The organism is Methylobacterium sp. Leaf123, assembly GCF_001423405.1.
In the GTDB taxonomy this organism is placed as follows: Bacteria; Pseudomonadota; Alphaproteobacteria; order Rhizobiales; family Beijerinckiaceae; genus Methylobacterium.
Window position 1 is genome coordinate 210,424 of sequence record NZ_LMNS01000004.1, and the last position, 17,882, is coordinate 228,305.

Here is a 17,882-nt window from a genome sequence, read left to right on the forward strand (position 1 = left end):
ACATGATCGTCCGCACCACCGTCAAGTCGATCCAGGACATCATGCGCCAGGACGTGGGCGTCGATGGCGATGCGCAGCGCATCAGCCAGCTCACGTGGCTGTTCTTCCTCAAGATCATCGACGACCAGGATCAGGAACTGGAGCTGACGAAGCCCGGCTACCGGTCGCCGATCCCGGACCGTTTCCAGTGGCGCAACTGGGCGGCGAATCCCGAGGGCATCACCGGGCAGGGGCTGCTCGACTTCGTCAACGACGCGCTGTTTCCGACCCTCAAGGGATTGCCGCTCACCGGGCTGCCGGGGGATCGCCGCCGCGTCGTGCGCGACGTGTTCGAGGACGCTTACAACTACATGAAGTCCGGCCAGCTGCTGCGGCAGGTGGTCAACAAGATCAACCTGATCGACTTCAACGACCTCGACGAGCGCCGGCACTTCGGCGAGTTCTACGAGCAGTTGCTCAACGACCTGCAATCGGCCGGCAATGCGGGCGAGTTCTACACGCCGCGCGCCGTCACCGCCTTCATGGTCGACCGCATCGATCCCCGCCCCGGCGAGACCCTGTTCGATCCGGCCTGCGGCACCGGCGGGTTTTTGACCTGCGCGATCAAGCACATGGAGGGGGCTTACGTCCGCACGCCCAAGCAGCGCGAGCGGATGCAGGGCGCCCTGCGGGCCGTGGAGAAGAAGCAGCTGCCGCACATGCTCTGCGTCACCAACATGCTGCTGCACGGCATCGAGGATCCGAGCTTCGTGCGCCACGACAACACGCTGGCCCGGCCGCTGATTGCCTGGGGCAAGGCCGATCGGGTCGACATCGTTGTCACCAACCCGCCCTTCGGCGGCCGGGAAGAGGATGGCATCGAGAACAACTTCCCGACCTTCCGCACCAAGGAGACGGCTGACCTGTTCCTCGCGCTGATCGTGCGGCTCCTGAAGGACCAGGGGCGCGCCGCCGTGGTGCTGCCGGACGGCACCCTGTTCGGCGAGGGCATCAAGACCCGGCTGAAGGAACACCTGATGAAGGAATGCGACCTCCACACCATCGTCCGCCTTCCGAACTCGGTCTTCAAGCCCTACGCCTCGATCGGCACCAACCTCCTGTTCTTCGAGAAGGGGCGACCGACGAAGGAGACGTGGTTCTACGAGCACCGCGTGCCCGCGGGCCAGAAAGCCTATTCGATGACCAAGCCGATCCGGCTGGAGCATTTCCAGGGCTGCATCGACTGGTGGGGCGGGACCGCGCGCGAGGGGCGCGTGGAGACGGAGCAGGCGTGGCGCGTCCCGATCGAAGAGGTGAAGGCACGGGGCTACAACCTCGACTTCAAGAACCCTCACGCGGCAGCCGACGACCACGGCGATCCGGAGGCGCTGCTCGCCAGCCTCGCCCGCGCCGAGGCCGAGGCGGCGGGCTACCGCGGCCAGTTGAAAGCCATCCTCGCCGAGGCGCTCGCCCGATGAACGCCGCCCGACTGTTGGCTCACTATGAGCAGGTCGCTGACGCGCCTGACGCAATCGCGCGCCTTCGCCGTTTCGTGCTCGATTTGTCGGTGCGCGGGAAACTCGTACCGCAAGCCTCAGACGACGAACCAGCGTCAGAACTGCTGAAACAGATCGCGAAGGAGAAAACTCGACTTGTGAATGCAGGGGAGATTCGCAAGCCGAGAGACCTCGACAGCAGCAATAAGTTCGACGAGCCTTTCGCGATTCCCAACACATGGGAATGGGTGAGACTAGATGCGCTCGGTGCGATTATTGGTGGTGGCACGCCATCGGCCGCAGACCCCGAGAATTTTACCGAACCTGGAAGGGGTGTGCCATGGCTGACGCCTGCTGATCTTGGCGGATACGCAGACCTTTTCATCGAGAGGGGTTCCCGGGACCTCACCGAAAAGGGATCACGGACTTCATCAGCGACCTTAATGCCGAAAGGCACGGTGCTATTCACTAGCCGGGCACCAATCGGCTATGTCGCCATCGCTGCGAACCCAATCTCGACCAATCAGGGCTTCAAGTCGATCGTTCCTTATATTTTGGAATGCTCGCGCTTCATCGCAACCGCGATGACGGCGTTCGCGCCGGAAATCGACGCTAAAGCACCGGGCACTACCTTTAAGGAGGTGTCGGGAAAGATCGTCGCCGCCATCCCCTTTCCTCTCCCGCCGCTCGCCGAGCAGCACCGCATCATCGCTAGGGTCGATGAGTTAATGGGCCTGTGCGACCGGCTGGAGGCGGCGCGGGCGGACCGCGAGACTGTGCGCGACCGGCTGTCGGCGGCGAGCCTTGCCCGCCTCAACGCACCCGATCCCGAAGCATTCGAGGATGATGCTAACTTCGCCTTCAATGCGCTGCCGGCCCTCACTAAGCGGCCTGACCAGGTCAAGGCCTTGCGTCAGACCATCCTCAACCTCGCCGTAAGCGGCAAACTTGTGAAGCAGGACGCGAACGAGGAGTCCGCCGAGGAGTTGCTGAGTCGCAAATGCAAAGCCGGAGGGAACGTCAATCTCCGAAGGGCTGTTCCTGAAATAGTCGAGATGCCGAACACGTTGGATGCCGAACAACTGCCAACCGGCTGGTGCCTACAATCAATCGCGAGTCTCCTTCGTATTGGAGCAATCGTTGATTTAAAAGATGGAAACCATGGAGCTAATCATCCGAAAATCAGCGATTTTGTAAGCACGGGAATCCCGTTCATAACAGCTGCGCAAGTTTCCGAGACAGGGCAGATAGATTATGAAGGCACATACAAGCTGGACGGCAAACCACTTAGCAAGCTGAAAGTTGGATTTGCCAAGAAAGGCGATGTAATCTACACGCACAAAGGAAGTGTCGGGCGCGTTGCGTTGTGTTATCACGACTGCGTACTCTCGCCGCAAACGACATACTACCGGCCAGACGAGTCAATTATCAACAATGCGTTTCTTAGGATTATGCTCCTTAGCGACCAATATCGATTTCAGGTTGATGCTGTAAAAAAGCAAACCACAAGGGATTTTGTTTCCATCCAAAAACAATATGGATTTTTCATCTACCTTCCACCCATCGCCGAGCAGAGTAGAATTGTAGCCAAGGTCAACAAGCTAATGGTGCTCTGCGACAAGCTCGAAGCAAGCCTCACCGCCGCGACTGACACCCGCCGCCGCCTGCTCGACGCGCTTCTCGCCGAGGCGCTGGCGTCGGACGAGGATCGCTTGCTGGAGGCGGCGGAGTGATGGTTCGCGTGCGTCCTCACCGTCAGAGCCTCTAGTCCCCATGTCCGAGTTGGTTTCTGCGTTCGGAATCGCGGCGCGCAACGCCGTCCTCACCGTGGCTGGATTGCTGAAGAGCGAGGCCGTCCCGGGGCTCATCGCCGTCGTGCTCGTCCTGGCGCTCGCACTCCTCATCGTCCTCTACGCGCGAAGCATCGCCATGCGCGTGGCGGCGGTGCGGGGCTTGCGCCTCGTGGTGCGCCGGGCCGCCGACGAGGCCTCGTTCGGACAATCCATCGCCGACCTCGACGCGGAGGTGCTGCGCTCGGGCAGCCGGGGGGCGCGCAAGCAGATCGCCACCGCGTGGGACAAGTATCGCGAGACGCTGGTCGAGCACGACGAGGACGGCGCGGTCATCCTGCGCAACTCGGTGCGGCCAGCGGTCTTCTTCAACGCCGACGACCTTGGATTCGGCGCCGGCTTCTGGCGGGCGGTGCCGGGCCTGTTCGTGACGATCGGCCTGTTCCTGACCTTCCTGGGCCTGATCTCGGCGCTCGGCGCGATGGACCTCTCGACGCCAGACAAGGTGCAGAGTTCGCTGCGCGAATTGCTGCTGGTCGCCTCGGCGAAGTTCATCATGTCGCTGACCGGCCTCCTGTGCTCGATCGTATTCACGATCGTCCTGCGCTGGGGCATCGGCAGCATCGAGGGGGCGCTGCACACGCTCTGCGCCGAGATCGAGAAGCGCCTCAGCTTCATCAGCCTGGAGAGCCTCGCGGCCGAGCAGCTGCGGGCGACCCGCGAGCAGCGGGAGCACTTTCGCCTGATCGGCCTCGAGCTGGTCGCCGAACTCGGCCGCCCCCTGCGGGAAGAAATACCGGCCGCGATCTCGGCCTCGATCAACGCGACGATGGGCCCGCTGCTGCAACAGGTCGGCCAGCTCGGCACCGATCACATGGGCAGCATGGTCAAGGACCTCTCGGCCCGCTTCTCCGACGATGTCGGCCGCGCCCTGGCGCAGGCGAGCGAGCGCTTGGTCCAGGCGGGCGACCGCATCGGCGAACTCTCGACGCGCATGGACCAGAGTTCCGGCCGTATGGGGTCGGAGATGGACGCTGCCGTCGCCCGCCTCGCGCAGGCCGTCGACGATCTGCGGGACACGATGAGCGCCACCGCCGCCTCCGCGAGCGGCGCCTTCACCGACGGGGCGGACCGTCTCCTCGGCGCCATGAACCAGACCCTCCAGGAAATCCGCGACAACACCCGCGCGGGGGCCGAGGCCATGGGGGCGGCTGCCGCCGACATGCGTGGGGCGGCGGAAGGGTTCCGCACGGAGCTGGAGGCGGCCACGCGCTCGGGCGCGACCGAGGCCGCGGCCCGGATGCAGGCGGCCGGTTCGGAGGCGAGCGCGCAGATCAGTGCCGCCGGGTCGACCGTCGTGCAGGCCTTCGGCCGCACGGCGAGCGACATTGCCGAGGCGACGCGGGAGGTCGGCGCGCGGGCGGCCCAGGACCTGCTGGCCCCGCTGGACGGCATCGCGGCGCGGCTGCGCGAGACCGCCGATGGCATCGCGGCCGCGGCAGGCGGGGTCGGGCGCCTGGGCGACGGGGTGCGCGCAAGCGCCGAGGCGGCCGAGCGCGCGGCCGGCGCGTTCCGGGGCTCGTCGGAAGCCCTGGTGACGGCCTCCGCGCCCCTGCGCGCCACCACCGAGCGAATCGAGTCCAGCATCCGCCAGCTCGCGGACGCGACGCAGCACGTCGCCGGAACGGTGAGCCGCTCGGCCGAGCAGACCGCCCGCAGCGCCGCCGACGCGCTCGCCGCCGCGCAGACCGCGCTCGGCGGCCACGCGGGTGCGATCGAGGCCTCGCTGGCGGGCGTCGGCCAGGTGGTAGACCGCCTCAGGGGCCAGGGCGCGCAGCTCGACACCCTGGACGAGAAGCTCGGTGCCGCCTTCGACACCTACGCCACGAGGGTCGCCACGGCAGTCGCCTCGCTGTCCGACTACGTGCGCCGGATGCAGTCCGAACTCGCGCCGGCCCTCGATACGCTGCGCGCCGTCGTCGAGCAGGCCGAGCAGTTCATCCCCGAAAGTAGGAAGCCCTGATGCGCGGCGCGACCCGCCGTCTCGCGCATGAGGAGGAGGAGGAATCCGCCTTCGTCTCGATGACGGACCTCACGGTGAGCTTCCTGTTCATCGTAATCATCCTGCTCGCCTTCTTCGCCTCGCAGCTCAAGGACGACCAGACGGTTCCGCTCGCGGAGTACCGGCAGGTCGAACGTGAGCGGGATCGCTCGGCGACCGAGAACGCGGACCTCCGCCGCGAGGTGGCGCGCCTGGAGGAGGAATTACGCAAGGAGCGCACGAACCGCCTCCAGACATACCTCTCCGCGGTGTCGAGCGAGCGCGATCGGATCCTGCGGACCTTGCGCGACCGGCTCGTCGTGGATTTCCCCGAGCTCGAAAATATCGTGAGCATCGAGACTGGCGCGCTGCGCTTTAAGGGCGACGGGTTGTTCAAGACCGACAGGTGGCAGCTCGCCGAAGACAAGCGCCGCGTCGTCACGGCAATAGCGACCCGCCTGAACGAGTTGCTGCCCTGCTACACCTTCGGCAAGGCGGCCCGGTGGCAGGCGTCGTGCAACGCCGCCGGCGCGGTGATCGAAGCGGTGCAGATCGAGGGGCACACCGATGCCTCCGGCCAGGACCGATCGAATTTCAGCCTCTCGACCGAACGGGCGGTCGAGACCCTCTTCGCCATGACTGGACGCGAGCCCGCCCTGCTAGAAAACCGCAACAGCGCGGGGCAGCCGGTTCTCTCTGTCGCCGGCTACGGGCGCCTTCGCCCCGTCGCGGACAACACCTCCGAGCGCGGCAGGGCCACGAACCGGCGCATCGACCTGCGGATCATCATGTACACGCCGCAGAGCGTCGAGGAGGTCGAGCGGATCAAGGACGACCTCCGGCGCGGCCTATCCGGGACGGTGCTGCAATGAGCCTGGACGCCACCCTCGCGCGACTGCGCCCCATGGAACCGCCCGCCCTGCCGAACCTCAAGACCCTCGCGACGGCCGCAGAGCGGGTCCTGCACCGCTGGCCGGACGCCGCACCGGACCCGCCCGAGCGCGACCGCGAACAGCTCGTGCAGCGCATGGAGGCGCATCGCGCCGAGGAGCGGTGGGACGGGGTGCGGATGTCGCTGGTGACGGCAGCAGCGCGTGCCGTCTTCGACGCGACGAGGCGAAGCAGGCCCGACCTCGCCGATCTGCGCGGCTTCTACATCGCGGAGATCCGGGCCTCGCACCGGACCACGTTCCTGGGGGCGATGGTCTCGGTCTACCTCGAGAGTTTCGTGCCGGCCGCGTCTCACACGCGGGCCCTCGCCGAGGCCTTGAGCGGGGTGCGCGATCGATTGGGCGCCCGCTGGCGCACCCTCGTCGAAGGTATCCCGGAGGTGTTCCGGCCGGACCTCGCCCCCGAGGCGATCGCGCGCCTGATGGTGGGGATGCGGAGTCCCTACTCCGAATTGAAGGCGCTGGGGCTGCGCGCTCCGCACGCGCCGGGCCTGATGGATTTCGTCCATGACGCCTATGTCGCGCGGCTCACACCACATCTGACGTTGCGAGCCGAGATCGAGCAGCTCCTGTCGTGGCTGAAACCCGACGATCAGGCCGTGGCCCGCTCGTCGGGGGCGCCCGCGGCGATCGAGGCTTTGCTCGGCCATTGGCGGACGGGCAATCCGCCCGAGGCCGACATCGACCTAATCACACGCTCCCTCGTCGCGTTCTACGGCGATCCACGCGTGCAGCAGGGCGGGGCCTGGGCGAGCGTCGCCCCGGATTGTCTCGCGGTGATCCTGCGTTGGCTCACCGGCAAGGACATCCGCTTCTTCATGGACGTCGTCTCAGCCGTGGAGGATAGCCACATGTGGGAGCCGCGGCGGCGCTTCTGGCTCAAGCTGCACGCGCAGCGCCGGATCGACGCCGCCTGGGTCGCCTTCTCGCCGAGCGGCGCCGAGTACGCGCGACGCCTGCTCAAGTCCGGCGGAGAGCGGGGCGTGGTGAGCTACGGCCAGCAGACGGCCGGCTACTCCCGAGCCAACACCTCGCTCCTCATCCTGAAGTGCGGCAACAAGATCGTTGTTGAAGGCTCTCATAGCTACAAGGTGCACATCTTCCGGGAAGGGCATCCGCGCGCGCCGGCCCTTTATCAGCGCGCCTACGATTGCGAGCAGATCCGTCTGGTGCCCGGCGCGGAATCGCGATCGCATCTCGGCGACTGGCAGGGATGGGTCGAGGAGCGGATCTGATGGTGTCACCCGCCCTCGACTTCACCTTCGACCCGCAAGGCATCACGCTCTCCCGCTCGACGCGGGGCGGCCTCCTCGGGCGACTGGGGTTCGGGCGGGATCGCCGCGAACTTGATCGCCTGCCGCTCGCCGAACGCACGCTGCTCCTTGCGATCGCCGACCTGCGGGCCGCGGCCGCCGAGAAGCCCACTGAGCTCCTGGAGATCACGCCTGAGCATATCCGCCTCTCGCATCGCTTGGCGGCGGCCCTGGACGCCGAGACGGCCGCGTCGCTCGGATTGCCCCCGGTGGTCGATCTGTCGCTGCGCACGGACGCCGAGGGCGTGCTCGGGTCGCCCTCGTTCCGCCTGCGCCACGAGTGGGTCAAGAACGGCCAACGCCAGACCGTGCAGCGGGTGGGCGCCATCCTCAAGACCTCGGCAGGCCCGCGCCGGCTGCCCGAATGGCTCATGGATGCGGTGGCGGTCTCCGAGGGCTTCGAGGCCGGACGGAACGAGAGTCAGCACTGGAACGCGCTGGCGCGCTTCCGACAATTGCTCGACCCCGGAGTCCGGGTCGCGGAGCCAACGGCGGCGGCGCGGGTCTCGATGACGGACTTCCTGGGCGGCCTGGAGGTCCGGATCGCGGATCGTTTCGCCCTCGCGCCGACCGCCGAGGACGATTTCGAGGTCGTCCCGTTCTCGGGCCGTGAACTCGCCCGGGCCGGCTACGACGAGGCCGCGGTTGGCGTGCCCGAAGGGGCGGGCGAACTCGCCGGAGACCTCCTGCGCGGGTTTCAGGAGCGTGTGCGGTCGCGGGGCGCGCTCTCGGCCTACCGGCTCGGGCCGGGCAACTTCCTCGTCATCGATTCGGCGGCCTCACCGGCGCTCTCAGTGATGGCCCGGATGCAGCACGCCCCCGCTGCGGAGCGGAAGGCCTTCCTGCGCAATCCGCGCCCCCTCGTCACCCAGGCGGTGGAAGCGGCCTTGCGCAGCGCGGGCCGGCTTGATGGCCTTGACGCGGTCGGCGAGGAGGAGGCCATCGAGGCCGCCGCCCTCCCGCTGTTCGTCGAGACGCAGGAATATGCCGACCGGGTGACGGGCGTCGGCGTGTTCCGCAAGCCCGAACTCGAGATCGGCCCGGGCAGCGGCACGACCTGGCTGCCGGAGGCCTTCGCAGAAAGGCTCCAGGGCGCGCTGGCGGCCTTGACACCGGCGGAACTCGACGATCTGCACCGGCAGGTCTCTCAGGCGATGGCGGCCGGCGAGGCCACCGTAGCACTGGCTGGGTTCGACTTGCCGGCCCGCGCCGAGGCGCTGGCGCTCATCGGGCAGTACCGCGGGGACGAGGCGGCGACCGAGGACGCCGTCGAGGAGAAGGGACCGTCCGAGCCTGTCGTCCTCGAGACGGTCGACAATTTCGATGAATTGAAGTGGGTCGCGCGGTTGAAGCCGCGCTCCACACCGGGAGGCGAAGATGTCCCGTCTACCATCCGCACGGACCTCAAGGCGCATCAGCGCACGAGCTTCGAATGGCAGGTCGCGGCTTGGAAGGCCGGCCTGCCCGGCATCCTCAACGCCGACGAGCAGGGGCTCGGCAAGACGCTTCAGACGATCGCGTTTTTGGCCTGGCTGAAGCAGCAGGCGGTCGATCCAGGGGCGCTGCAACGGGGGCCGGTACTCGTCGTCGCCCCGACCTCGCTCCTCGAGAACTGGGAGCAGGAGGTCGCCCGCCACACCCACGAGCCGGGTCTCGGGCATCTGATCCGCCTCTACGGCTCCGGGATCGGTGCGCGAAAGCGAGCCGGCGAGTCCGGTCGCGACATTGATGCGGGGGAGAGCAAGCTCGACCTCGCCTTCCTGCACAAGGCGCTGGCGGAGGGCCGGGCCCACCGCTCCTGGATCCTCACGACCTACACGACCCTGGTCAACTACCAGCACAGCCTCCGGGAAATCCCCTTCAGCGCCGTCGTCTTTGACGAGATCCAGGCGCTGAAGAACCCCGCGAGTCTACGCGCCGCCGCGGCCCGGGCCGTCCGCGCGGATTTCCGCATCGGGTTGACGGGCACGCCGATCGAGAACGCCGCGGTCGACCTGTGGGCGATCATGGACCAGCTGGCGCCGGGCTCACTCGACAGCCTCCCCGAGTTCCGGGCCCGATATGGCACGCCCGACGCGACCAACATGGCGGAGCTTCATCGCCGCGTGTTCACGTCTGCGCTCCCGGCACAGCCCCTCGCGCTGCGGCGGATCAAGGATGTCGTCGCGCGCGACCTGCCCGAGAAGGCTCGGCGCCTGCATCCGCGCGCGATGCCGGAGCGCCAGTCTGCGGCCTACGAGGACGCCCAGTTCAAGCTGGCGCAGGGCGGGGCGGGGGCTGCGTTCAAGATGCTGCACCATATCCGCACCGTGTCGGTTCACCCGAATCTCGATGGGGCGGAGACGGATTCCGCCTTTGTCGAGGCGTCGGCGCGGCTCAGCGCCGTGTTCGAGATCCTCGGCGTTATCGCTCAACGGCGCGAGCGCGCCCTCGTCTTCGTCGAGCACCGCCGCATGCAGCACCGCCTCGTCGAACTCGCCCGCGCACGCTTCGACCTGCCGCGCGTCGATCTCATCAACGGCGACACGCCGATCTCGCAGCGCCAAGCCATCGTCAACCGCTTCCAACGCCATCTCGAAGGGGAGCCGGCGTTCGATATCCTCGTCCTCGGCCCGAAGGCGGCGGGCACGGGCCTGACGCTCACCGCCGCCACCCACGTCATCCACCTGTCGCGCTGGTGGAACCCCGCGGTCGAGGAGCAGTGCAACGATCGCGTCCATCGGCTCGGCCAGACCCGCCCCGTCACCATCCACCTGCCGCTGGCTATCCACGCGGGCTATCGGGAGGGTTCCTTCGATTGCCTGCTCCACGGCCTGATGCATCGCAAGCGCCGGTTGGCCGCTTCGGCCCTCTGGCCGATGGGCGACACGCAGGCGGATGTCGGCGAACTCACGCGCCTGCTCGACGGTGCCGCGAAGCAGGAGGGGGCAGACCCCGTGCGCAGTGCAATCGCCGCCATGTTTGCACGGGACGGGCTGGAAGCCCCCGTCTGGGAGCAGGATGGATCGATCCGGGTCCCGTGAACGGCGTAGCCAAGGGCTCCTCAGCTGCGACATAACCCTGGCGTGCAGCCTCGGTCGCCCTCTCGGCGGTTCACGGCCAGAGAGCGTCTGTGCCGAGCGGAACTCGATCAGGCTCGCCATTGAATGACAAGAATGATTGCCGAGAGAATGGAATTGACAAATGAAAATTTCCGCCAATGGCTTGAGCCAATTTACTCAAAAAATACGGTCAATACAGGGCTCGCCACCATCAGTCGTCTCGAAAAGAACTTGGCAAAGCTCGGGCTGCCATACATCGACCTCGACACGGCGTTCGAAGCTGACGGCGTTGAACAGGTGCGTCTCGCCTTGGAGGAGATCAAGCAGGACGCCCGCGTGGGCGGCGAACGATTTCGCATCTTAATGCCTGATGCGACCGATCCGATGCGACGGCTCCACGGCTACTTCTATTGGCTCCGGCGTTACACCTCTTTTAGGAAGGGCGAACCGGTCGAGGCTGACGAGGACCCCGTCGTTCTCTTCGACGGGGCCGGCAAATCCTTCAAGCCGGTTCGCGTGAGGAACCAAACCACCGGCGTCGAAGCCTACCGGATCAAGCCGGAGGGGGCTTCGAACGAAACCGAGGAGGCGATCGAGCAGCAAGACATCGTCGTGGTGGTGCGCGCGCTGCTGATCGACGGCCGTGCCGTGCGGATCAGGGAAACCGGCATCAATGGCACGAGCTATTTCAAGTTTCCAGGACGGCTCGTCGCCTACCGGCTTCGCCCCGACATCGCGGAGGCGCTCGATCTGCCGATTGAAGGCGGAAGCCGCCCGCCCGTCACCCAAGCCGAAACGCCAGTGCCGCTCCCGATGCCGACCCCCACGAACCTCATTCTCTACGGCCCTCCCGGAACCGGAAAGACCTACAGGACCGCCGCCGAGGCCGTGCGCCTGTGCGACGGAGCGATCCCGGATACGCGCGATGGGACGATGGCCCGCTATCGCGGTCTGGTCGAGGCGGGGCAGATCCGCTTCGTCACCTTCCATCAATCTTACTCCTACGAGGACTTCGTCGAAGGCCTCAGGCCGGAGACGGGCTCGAGCGCGGACGGTACGGGCTTCCGGCTAGAGCCGCGACGCGGCATCTTCCGGGAGATCGCCACCCTTGCGGAGCAGGCGCGCAAGAAGGGCTCGCCCTCGGCACCCTTCGACCTCGCCGGACGGTCTGTCTACAAGATGTCGCTCGGCCGGGCCGGAAGTGAGGATCACATCTACGAGGCCGCCATCCTGGGCGGCTACGCGGTTCTGGGCTGGGGCGGCTCGGAGGATTGGTCGGCCCCGGAATACGAGAACTATCAAGTGGTGTTCGACCGCTGGAACCAGATCGAGCCTGGCACCCCGGGCAATTCGGGCAACATCGTCCAGCTCTGGCGCTTCCGCTCGATGCAGGTGGGCGACCTCATCGTCGTCTCGGAGGGAAACCTACGGTTTCGTGCCGTCGGCGAGGTGACCGGCCCCTATCGATACGACCCGACGGACGCCGTCGACTACGCGCATCGGCGGGACGTGCGCTGGCTTCTCGTCCTCGACGAGCCGCTGCCCGTAGAGGAGATCTACGACAAACAGTTCTCGCAAGCCTCCTGCTATCGCCTCGCCGACGAGCAGCTCAAGCGGGAGGCCCTCGCCCGCCTGCTGCCGGGCGCGCCCGCCGCGACCGGGCCGGCGGTCCCCGACCAGTTCGTCCTCATCATCGACGAGATCAACCGCGCCAACATCTCGAAGGTCTTCGGCGAGCTGATCACGCTCATCGAGCCGGACAAGCGGCTCGGGCGCCCGGGGGAGATCACGGTCCGCCTTCCGGCGTCGGGCGACAGCTTCGGGGTCCCCGACAACCTCCACATCGTCGGCACCATGAACACCGCCGACCGCTCGATCGCGCTGCTCGATACGGCCCTGCGCCGCCGCTTCAGCTTCGAGGAGCTGATGCCGAACCCGAGCCTTCTGAATAAGGCGAGTCGGCAGTGCGGCGTCGATCTCGTGGCGCTGCTCACCGGGATCAATGCCCGCATTGAGTACCTCTTCGACCGGGAGCACCAGATCGGCCACGCCTACTTCATGGACTGCGCTAGCCGGACCGACGTCGACGACGTGATGCGCCACCGGGTGATCCCGTTGCTCGCGGAGTACTTCTATGAAGATTGGGGCAAGGTGGCCCTCGCGCTCGGCGATCCGAATGGAGAGCGCTTCCTGGAGCGAACCGCCCTGAAGCCGCCCGCCGGCCTCGCCGAGGAGGGAGCCGAGGAACGCGCCCGCTGGTCCGTCCGGCCGAACTTCGTCTCCAGCGCGTATCCGGTATCCTTGTGATCCGTAGGACGGTGCGTGAATGGGGGCGGCTGGCCTACGGCTCCGGCCCCGAGCAGATCGAGGAGACCGCGGCCGTCCGGCTGGCGGCGGTCGCCCGTGCCCTGCCGCTCGGAGGAGCGGATGGAAGCAGTATCCTCACCCTCGGCCGCAAGGATATGAAGGCCGGCCAGATGGTCGGCGTCCTCGCGGCGGAGGGCTGCGCCCTGGAGATCCTGCCGAAGATCGGCGACCTCGATGCGGGTGGCGTCCGCCGCCAGCTCGTGCACATGCTCGCCGTCACCCACGATCTCAACGTGTCGGCGGGGGCACTGTCCGAACTCGACTGGCAGCGCGACGACCTTCTCGAAATCCTCATCCGCCTCTTCGCCCGGATGCTCGCCGAGGCGGTGCGCCGGGGCATGCCCCGGCGTTACGTCGGCCACGAGGATGACCTGCCGGTGCTGCGCGGACGCCTCGACGCCGCGCGCCAGTTCACTCGTCTCGCGGCCAGCCCCCAGTTCCTCGCGTGCCGGTTCGACGCTCTGTCCGCCGACATCGCGCTGAACCGGATCATGAAGGCGGCGGTCTTGAGGATCCAGTCCCTCGCCCGCGGGGCCGAGACCCGTCGCCTCCTGAGCGAGCTCGCTTTCGCCTACGCTGATATCAGGGAGGTGCCGATCGAGACCCTCCGCTTCGACCAAGTGATTGTCGATCGAACGAACGCCCGTTGGCGCGACCTCCTGGCCCTCGCATGCTTGCTGCTGCAGGGGCGGTTCCAGACGACGTCCGGGGGCGCGGCGACCGGTTTCTCCCTGCTCTTCGCGATGAATGCGCTCTTCGAAGCCTACGTCGCCCGGATGCTGGCACGCGTGCTGAGAAGCAGCGGGCAGCGCGTGGTGGCGCAGGGTGGTCTGCTGTATTGTCTTGAGGATCCAGAGAACGGCATCCGAAGGTTTCGTACGAAGCCCGACATTCTGGTGAAGCGAGACAGCGAGACCACACTCGTGATCGACACGAAGTGGAAGCGTCTCGCGCCAGTCATCGACGAACCAAAGCAGGGCGTCTCCCAAGCCGACATATACCAGATGATGGCCTACGGTCGGCTGTACCGCTGTGCGCGGCTGCTCCTGCTCTATCCTCACCACGCGCAGCTCGGTGCGCAGCCAGGCTTGCGCAGCCGCCATCGGATCACGAGCAGCGATGATGAGCTTTTTGTCGGCACTATTGATCTCGAGCAACTTGAAACAGTGCCGGGCCAGCTAAGCGATTTGGCTTCTCGTTGCTGCATCTCGAACTGATCACGTACTATGGAAGCTGGCTTAGGCGCCACAAACGGTCGCCGTTTCCGTGCGGCTTTTGGTCGACAACCACCATGCGAGCAGGTCATTGACCCCCCGGCTTTCTTCTAAAATCTCCTAGCTCAGGAAAAATTCTGCGCGACCGAGACCCATTGCGGTGAGGAGTCCGAGTTCCCTGAGACTTTCGCGTCCCCCTCCCTGACAGGAAAGGTCTGCCCCGAGCAGCTAGCCTATGCGCCCCCAGGCCGCGACTACGCTGACGTCATGTGGATGAACGATCTACGCGAAGTCATCGGCGAACGCGGCGGCGCGCTCGGTGCTTCGGTGAGGAGCCAGACCTCTCATATCCGAGCGTCAGGTGCTGACGGGGACTGCCTCCCCAAGTCGGCACGTGGGCTCCAAGGGCTGGAGCCGTCGCAAGCGCGCTCACTATGCGAGATCTATGCCTTCAGTGCCGAGTTCTCTGATGCGTAAGTCAGTACCAAACACAATACACATCGAGGAACCAGACGATGAACAAGACTATCTGGACGCGCCTGGGATTGATCGCAATTTTTACTTTGGCAGGAATTGCGTTTCCGCTTTTGTTCATTGCGGCTGCATGGCTCGCTTGGACGATCTACGATGATCTGCGCAGACCGGAACAGACACAGCCGGATGCCTGGTTCACTCGGAGATGGACAGCTACTTCAGAAGACGCGAACTGGAAAAGCGACTTCATGGAGTTCTGTGAGTCTCCGGCCGAAACCGCGTTCCTTGAGGCTATGATATCGGCCTATGGGCTCGTTCCAGAGAAGGGAGTCTTAAAGGGGTCCGCGCTGACGCTCGATTTGCAGACTGAAATCAAGCCTTACCGAGCCGATTTTCTTGCCAACGATTGGCTCGTGATCGAGATCGATGGTGCCGCGTATCACTCTTCGCCAGATGCAGTGAGCAGGGATCAGGAGCGAGACCGATATCTGATGACCAAGGGCTACACATTGCTGCGGATTCCCGCAAAGCTCGTGTTCAATGAACCCTTGGAGGCAGTCAGCCGAGTGCGTTCAGCTATAGCAAAAGGAATACTTACTAAATGCGCCGAGGAACGTCAAACCGAAAGGCAGCCTACTTTGCTCCAGCGTCTCGCGCAGGTACCCAGGCAGGCGGCGGACTTCCTGGACGATCTGGATCACCATGTGACAAAAGCGAAAGAGGTTCAAAACGCTACATCTGCGCTCGATCTGACGGTTCAGCGTGAGAAATCGCTGCTGGTTTTTGCTTTGAAATCAGCAAAGGAAAAGATGCAACTTGACAGCGAACTAAATGCGAACCCGATATTGAAGAAAATATACGTCGCATTTCAGGAGAATAACAAGGACATTAAGCGCGAGCTCGAACGAGAATCGAAAATCGAGTCAGATGCTAAAACTTGCGAGCATCTGCCTAGGGAGCTCCCAGACTTTTCGTATCCAAGGCGACATTCGGACCCGTCGATAGCTGACGCCGTTGAGCATGCAGTCAGAGTTATTAAGGCTGACCGAGCCGAATTCCTGAAGCGCATTTTTGGAGAGCTTGCGGGCGACAGCAAGCTGATGGGTTACTTTGAGCGTTCCATTAATGACTACGGGGGGGGATGAATATTTTCGCAAGCTCCTGTCTGCACGGGGTCGATGACGATGCCCAGCTGAAACAGGGCGGATCGTTCGCCAGGAACTCAGTCGAACCTGTGACGATCCCCAAGCGGGTGCCGAGCAGATGCGTCAGGCTCCTCCGCCCTGCGTCGAGCCGGTCGAGCAATTCGATATCTCGCTCGATCCGCGCCTCAGTGGCTTCGCGGAGCGCTTGAAGTTCGCGGCGCTCTGGCGTGTCCGCGTGCATCGCCTGCAAAGCCGCGGTCACTGGCCCGATTTGGCGCTGGGATTTCCTGAGGTCATGTCGAGTGGTATCCTGCGTTTCGATCATGTGGGTTTCTCCTGACTCTGGTGATTGAGGCCGGGGAGCGGTGGCCGCCGCTCCCCGGCCGCTTCGACTAGAACGGTATGTCGTCGTCGAGATCGTACGCGGACGTGCCCTTGTGCTGCGCGAGGAAGGCATTGAGCGCCTCGACCGTGACTGTCCCAGCCGGAAGAAACCCGAGGCGTAGAGCTCGCTTGAGGGCCTCCGCGTACAGCAGCTGATCCATCTCACCGCGATATCGCTGCTCAAGGATTTCCGTCATCTGCTAGGCTTCGTGTTTTTGGCCGTGCCGATCAGCGGCGATGTCCTTCGCGCCGGTGAACAGTGCCTTGGCGATCAGGAATCGTCCGCGCGCCGCATCGAAGCTGAGGCTCGGGCCTTCAGGCGCCAGCCTCGCTGCCTCAGTGGATAGGTCCTGACGTTGGCGTTCTCGATGGATTGCTTCGGACATGAGTTCTCTCCGCCCGGATAGCGCCGGGCCGCACAGCCGCTGATGGGCGGGTGATCTCTGACAGTGGTGATGTGGAGGGAGGGCCGTCGCGCTGCCCGCGAGCTCAGACCCAGCCAAGATATTAATAGTAGTTACAGAAGTGACACTGGCCCTAGCAGTTCCAGCTCTGACACTGGATCAGGGCGGCAAACGTCACTGGAACAAAGTCAGAAACGTCACTGGCTTTTGATTCTTCGCGGCGGGCCTGACGCTCGTCGTGCGGATATTTCGGCAGGGTCATCCTTTTTCCCTGAGACGCTGTTTCGTGCCTCGGCAGCCACCTTCTCTGCATCGGCCAGGGTCTTGATCAATCTCCACCGTTCCGAGGCAGGGGCACCCTCAGAGGTCGGCAGCCACGCGAGGCGGAATAGGCTTGGCTGCCCTGAGAACTCGCCCTAGCCGCGAGTACCTTTCTGGGTCATCTGGACAAAGCCGAGAGCCAGCGCTTCCGCGATCGCCCTTCGGATGCTGCCTCGCCGAATTCCGGCGTTCTCGAAATCATCATAGGTGACCGGCAGAAAGCCATTCTGGCCACCACCGTGACCCATATGCTCGACGCACACGCGGTCGATCACGAGCCTGGCGTTCTGGGACATTGCCCGCCAAGCCGGGCTCTCCACCATATCCCGGGTCAGCCATAGGAAGGCCTGGCCTTGCGGCACGGCGTTGAGCTTCTTGAAGCGGGGATCTGCGAACTTGCCAGTCGAGCGCCCGGTCGCATCAGCCTTTCGGCGCGCCAGATGCGTGCTCACGCTGCGCCCCCTGGTGCCAGCATGAGCGACCAAGCAGCCGCTCGGATGTTGCCTTCGACAGCTGTCAGCTCGGCCGCGATGCGCTCTGGCACAACTCCGCGCCGCTCCATGGCCTTCCGCTGGATCAGGAGTTGACGCTGCAGGTGCGCCTCGGCCTTTGCGGTGGTCGAGGCAATTGCCATATGTCCGGCGTGCCTGCGGATGAACCCTCGGTCACGTGCACGAGGGTAAGGAAGAATAGCCGCGCTCATGAGCGCTGTTCCTGGCGAACGACATCGCAAGCTGCCTCCAGCTTCATTGCCTGATCGATCCTCCTCCAGAAGGCTCTTTCTCTGGCACTCGAAGCCACGAATGGCCTGCTGCCGGTTTGGTGGACACGGTCCTAAGAGCCCGTCCGATAATGTCTGGCCGGGGTTGAGTGGCCGGGATGGCGGTGATTCCAGAAGGGTGCTGAAGCCTGATCTGGACGTGCCATGTGGACCCCGACCACTCGCCGGCAGCATAACCGTGC

At 65.0% G+C, this 17,882-nt stretch carries 15 protein-coding genes; 9 read left to right on the forward strand and 6 right to left on the reverse strand.

Annotated features, from left to right (window positions below; all coding sequences use genetic code 11):
- Window positions 1-2: 2 nt before the first annotated feature.
- From ASF53_RS06210 to ASF53_RS24745, 9 genes are all read left to right on the forward strand, one after another.
- Entirely contained in the window at window positions 3-1,457 is a 1,455-nt protein-coding gene (locus ASF53_RS06210) for a type I restriction-modification system subunit M (RefSeq protein ID WP_056195511.1), read from the forward strand.
- A complete protein-coding gene (locus ASF53_RS24740; RefSeq protein ID WP_082482493.1) occupies window positions 1,454-3,208 on the forward strand; it encodes a restriction endonuclease subunit S in 1,755 nt (584 codons plus the stop codon). Before ASF53_RS06210 ends, ASF53_RS24740 begins: the two co-directional genes overlap by 4 nt.
- Before the next feature lie 40 nt (window positions 3,209-3,248).
- Window positions 3,249-5,288 carry an anti-phage protein ZorA-like protein gene (locus ASF53_RS06220; RefSeq protein WP_056195519.1) on the forward strand — a complete coding sequence of 680 codons (2,040 nt, stop codon included), beginning with the start codon at window positions 3,249-3,251 and terminating at the stop codon, window positions 5,286-5,288.
- Entirely contained in the window at window positions 5,288-6,178 is an 891-nt protein-coding gene (locus ASF53_RS06225) for an OmpA family protein (protein ID WP_056195523.1), read from the forward strand. The genes ASF53_RS06220 and ASF53_RS06225 overlap by 1 nt, the downstream gene beginning before the upstream one ends.
- Complete coding sequence (locus tag ASF53_RS06230; RefSeq protein WP_056195526.1) at window positions 6,175-7,491, forward strand: EH signature domain-containing protein; 1,317 nt, start codon at window positions 6,175-6,177, stop codon at window positions 7,489-7,491. Before ASF53_RS06225 ends, ASF53_RS06230 begins: the two co-directional genes overlap by 4 nt.
- On the forward strand, window positions 7,491-10,592 hold the full coding sequence (locus tag ASF53_RS06235) for a DEAD/DEAH box helicase (protein WP_056195529.1): 3,102 nt from the start codon (window positions 7,491-7,493) through the stop codon (window positions 10,590-10,592). Before ASF53_RS06230 ends, ASF53_RS06235 begins: the two co-directional genes overlap by 1 nt.
- Window positions 10,593-11,126: 534 nt before the next feature.
- The gene (locus ASF53_RS06240) at window positions 11,127-12,917 is read left to right on the forward strand and encodes a DUF8426 domain-containing protein (RefSeq protein WP_286134167.1); all 1,791 of its coding nucleotides are present in this window, start codon (window positions 11,127-11,129) and stop codon (window positions 12,915-12,917) included.
- A gap of 11 nt (window positions 12,918-12,928) precedes the next feature.
- Window positions 12,929-14,194 carry an McrC family protein gene (locus ASF53_RS06245; protein WP_286134168.1) on the forward strand — a complete coding sequence of 422 codons (1,266 nt, stop codon included), beginning with the start codon at window positions 12,929-12,931 and terminating at the stop codon, window positions 14,192-14,194.
- Window positions 14,195-14,706: 512 nt separating this feature from the next.
- Window positions 14,707-15,810, forward strand: a complete 1,104-nt coding sequence (locus tag ASF53_RS24745) for an endonuclease domain-containing protein (RefSeq protein WP_082482496.1) — start codon at window positions 14,707-14,709, stop codon at window positions 15,808-15,810.
- Here the strand turns inward: ASF53_RS24745 and ASF53_RS26395 are convergent.
- The 6 genes from ASF53_RS26395 to ASF53_RS26970 all read right to left on the reverse strand — a co-directional run bounded on the left by ASF53_RS26395 (window position 15,788) and on the right by ASF53_RS26970 (window position 17,874).
- Window positions 15,788-16,135: a hypothetical protein gene (locus tag ASF53_RS26395; protein WP_156635397.1), complete on the reverse strand. Its 348-nt coding sequence runs from the start codon at window positions 16,133-16,135 to the stop codon at window positions 15,788-15,790. The genes ASF53_RS24745 and ASF53_RS26395 overlap by 23 nt on opposite strands.
- A gap of 67 nt (window positions 16,136-16,202) precedes the next feature.
- Window positions 16,203-16,391, reverse strand: a complete 189-nt coding sequence (locus tag ASF53_RS06255; protein WP_056195540.1) for a hypothetical protein — start codon at window positions 16,389-16,391, stop codon at window positions 16,203-16,205.
- Window positions 16,392-16,394: 3 nt separating this feature from the next.
- Window positions 16,395-16,580, reverse strand: a complete 186-nt coding sequence (locus tag ASF53_RS25590; RefSeq protein ID WP_156635399.1) for a hypothetical protein — start codon at window positions 16,578-16,580, stop codon at window positions 16,395-16,397.
- A 151-nt stretch (window positions 16,581-16,731) separates the two neighbouring features.
- Window positions 16,732-16,860, reverse strand: a complete 129-nt coding sequence (locus ASF53_RS26540; protein WP_286134169.1) for a hypothetical protein — start codon at window positions 16,858-16,860, stop codon at window positions 16,732-16,734.
- 154 nt (window positions 16,861-17,014) lie between these two features.
- Entirely contained in the window at window positions 17,015-17,371 is a 357-nt protein-coding gene (locus ASF53_RS06260) for a hypothetical protein (RefSeq protein WP_056195543.1), read from the reverse strand.
- A complete protein-coding gene (locus ASF53_RS26970; RefSeq protein WP_353652170.1) occupies window positions 17,368-17,874 on the reverse strand; it encodes a DUF6074 family protein in 507 nt (168 codons plus the stop codon). Before ASF53_RS26970 ends, ASF53_RS06260 begins: the two co-directional genes overlap by 4 nt.
- Window positions 17,875-17,882: the final 8 nt, after the last annotated feature.